Origin of the sequence: uncultured Neisseria sp., from assembly GCF_951230505.1 — a bacterium.
Lineage (GTDB): Bacteria > Pseudomonadota > Gammaproteobacteria > Burkholderiales > Neisseriaceae > Neisseria.
In genome coordinates, this window is sequence record NZ_CATNVN010000186.1 from 1 (window position 1) to 3,319 (window position 3,319).

4 protein-coding genes are annotated in these 3,319 nt (G+C 48.6%); 2 read left to right on the forward strand and 2 right to left on the reverse strand.

What is annotated here, in order from left to right; genetic code table 11:
• Positions 1-508, forward strand: a 508-nt coding sequence (locus Q1M25_RS09130; RefSeq protein WP_300483981.1) for a hypothetical protein, incomplete at its 5' end; no start/stop codon positions are given.
• 32 nt (positions 509-540) lie between these two features.
• Positions 541-1,542, forward strand: coding sequence for a porphobilinogen synthase (hemB, locus tag Q1M25_RS09135; protein ID WP_036490741.1), 1,002 nt, complete (start codon positions 541-543; stop codon positions 1,540-1,542).
• A 205-nt stretch (positions 1,543-1,747) separates the two neighbouring features.
• Here the strand turns inward: hemB and lipA are convergent, their stop codons facing one another.
• Together lipA and lipB are read right to left on the reverse strand one after the other, a co-directional pair.
• Positions 1,748-2,731 (reverse strand): lipoyl synthase, encoded by a 984-nt coding sequence (gene lipA, locus Q1M25_RS09140; RefSeq protein WP_049349829.1) that lies wholly within the window; start codon positions 2,729-2,731, stop codon positions 1,748-1,750.
• Positions 2,732-2,859: 128 nt separating this feature from the next.
• The coding region (lipB, locus tag Q1M25_RS09145) for a lipoyl(octanoyl) transferase LipB (RefSeq protein ID WP_300483982.1) at positions 2,860-3,319 on the reverse strand (460 nt) is incomplete at its 5' end.

Genomic DNA, 3,319 nt, shown 5'->3' on the forward strand with positions numbered 1-3,319 from the left:
TACAGGTTTGGACGACAAAGCAAACGGCGACAGTAGGGGAACACAGGTCAATGCTGTACGCCAAGCATTATGGCAGGCGGCGATTGCTTCCAAATTCGACAGCATTATTGCCGAAAAAGCAGGCAATGCGCGCCTGACGGATATGGAGTTGCGAGAAGGTAAAGACGACTACTTCAGCCGTTACCTTGCCGACCAGGCAGTCGATCAACGTAACAACCGTATCGGCCGCAGTATCGGCAGTGCCAAACCCGACAGCGATATGAAAACGCTGGCGGCAAGTATTTTGTTCTACTACAACAAAGTAGGCTTGTGGACGGCTTCCGAAGTGAACAACCGTTGGCATATAAAACAGGAAAAACTTTCAGACGGCCAGTATGCCGAGGCATTGAAAAATATCGCCAAATTGGATCAAAACGGTATGACCGAGCAGGAACGTAATAGTTATAAAACCGGTACGCTCAGCGAAATCAAACGTTCGGTCAAAGCCATACGTCAAGTCGAAGACTGATTTTAAGACTTCATTATTGAAAGGCAATTGTTATGAATTTCCCTCCGCGTTATGTCTCAAACACCCGTATGCGCCGTATGCGTAAAGACGATTTTTCACGCCGTCTGATGCGCGAGCATACTTTGACGGCAGATGATTTAATCTATCCGGTTTTTGTATTGGAAGGCCAGAATCAGGAAGAGGCAGTCCCATCCATGCCCGGCGTCAAACGCCAAAGTTTGGATAAATTGTTGTTTACCGCTGAAGAAGCGCTGAATCTCGGTATTCCTATGCTGGCTTTGTTTCCCGTGGTAACGCAAAACAAAACTGAGTTTGCGGAGGAAGCTTATAACCCTGAAGGCTTGGTACCGACAGTAGTGCGAACCCTGCGCGAGAAATTCCCAGAGCTGGGTATCATGACCGATGTTGCCTTGGATCCCTACACCATTCACGGCCAAGATGGTTTGACCGATGAAAATGGCTATGTCCTCAATGATGAAACCATTGAAGTTTTGGTAAAACAGGCTTTGTGTCATGCCGATGCAGGCGCACAAGTCGTTGCCCCATCAGACATGATGGACGGACGTATTCTTGCCATCCGCGAAGCCTTAGAAGATGCCGGACATATCCATACGCGTATTATGGCGTATTCGGCAAAATATGCTTCAGCGTTCTATGGCCCGTTCCGCGATGCGGTCGGCAGCTCCGGCAATTTGGGTAAGGCAGACAAGAAAACCTATCAAATGGATCCTGCAAACACTAACGAAGCCTTGCACGAAGTAGCATTGGATATTCAAGAGGGTGCAGACATGGTCATGGTAAAACCGGGTCTACCGTATCTGGATGTCGTCCGCCGAGTTAAAGACGAGTTCGGCGTACCGACTTACGCTTACCAAGTTTCCGGCGAATATGCCATGCTTCAGGCTGCTATTCAAAACGGTTGGCTGGATGGCGAGAAAACCATTTTGGAAAGCTTATTGGCATTCAAACGTGCTGGCGCCGATGGTATTTTGACTTACTACGCGATTGAAGCGGCAAAATTGTTGAAGAAGTAAAATAAAGAAATAAATTAAAAAGCGGCAAACAGTGTTTATCCTGTTGTGCCGCTTTTTTGTATTACTTAAGATTGGCTCAATAGAGCCCAACTAAGGTTTATACTTTGAAAATCTAAAAAATTTTGTATAGTAAGTTATGACCAAATAAAGGCCGTCTGAAAAAACAGTCTACTGATTTTTCAGACGGCCTTATATGATTTAAACTTTAGTGGTGGCTGCAACCGCCGTGGGTTTCACGCAAAGCTTCGGCTGCTTGTTCGTCTGCGTGGTAGCTGGAGCGGACCATTGCACCGATGGCGGCATTGGTAAAGCCCAATTCGTATGCTTCTTTTTCAAAAACTTTGAATTGGTCAGGCGTTACATAGCGTAGGACGGGCAGGTGGCCGTCTGAAGGTTGCAGATATTGGCCGATGGTAATCATCTCGATATTGTTGGCACGCATATCGCGCATGATTTCGCGCACGTCCTCGTCTGTTTCGCCCAGGCCGACCATGATGCCGGACTTGGTCGGGATATGGGGCATCATTTCTTTGTAGCGGCGCAGGAGGTCGAGGGAGTGCTGGTAGTTGGCACCCGGACGGGCTTTTTTATACAGGCGCGGATGGGTTTCCAAGTTGTGGTTCATCACGTCAGGCGGTGTTTCTGCCAAGATTTTCAATGCGATGTCCAGGCGGCCGCGGAAGTCGGGAACGAGGATTTCGATTTTGGTATTCGGGCTGGTTTCTCGGATGGCTTTGATGCAGTCGGCGAAGTGTTGTGCGCCGCCATCGCGCAAGTCATCGCGGTCGACAGATGTAATGACGACATAGCGCAAGTTCATGGCTTTGACGGATTCGGCCAAGTGCTTAGGCTCGTCAGGATCCAGCATATTCGGGCGGCCATGGCCAACGTCGCAGAACGGGCAGCGGCGGGTACAAATATCGCCCATGATCATGAATGTGGCTGTACCCTTGGTAAAGCATTCGCTGATATTGGGACAAGATGCTTCTTCGCACACGGTATGCATTTTTTGTTCGCGAAGAATGTTTTTGATTTCAAAGAATTTTTTGCCCGGTAGTTTGGCGCGGATCCATTCGGGCTTTTTCAGTTTTTGTTCCAATGGAACTACTTTAATCGGAATGCGTGCAGTTTTGTCTGCGCCTTTCAGTTTGATGCCGCGTTTGGGGTCGTTTTTTACTTCTTCACTCATGGTGATGTGTTCTTTCTGTCGTTATAAAGGCCGTCTGAAAAGCTTATTGCGGCCTTTATGGCCTAAGGGCTTGTGGGTTCAGAGGGCGGTTAAAAGATGGCAGTGTGACTGGATTTTTTCAGACGGCCTTATGCCAGCTCTTTTTGTAAATACTTGGTCAGTTTGTCTGCAACTTCTGCCAAACTGGGTGCCGGAGAGACGTAGTCGGCAATTTGGGTCATTTCCATACCGGCATAACCGCAGGGGTTGATATGGGTAAACGGACTTAAATCCATGTTCACGTTAAGCGCCAAGCCGTGGTAAACGGAGCCGTCTTTGATACGCAGGCCCAGGGAAGCGATTTTACGCTCGCCGACATAAACGCCGGGGCGTTTGGGGTCGGCGGCTGCTTCGATGCCGTATTCTGCCAGGGTGGCGATAATGCTGTTTTCAAGTGCGGTAACGATATGGCGGACGCTGGTTTTACGGCGTTTGAAATTGATCATCGTATAGACGACCAATTGACCTGGGCCGTGATAAGTAATTTGACCGCCTCTGTCAATTTGGACAACGGGAATATCGTCGCGGATGAGGAGGTGTTCAGGTTTT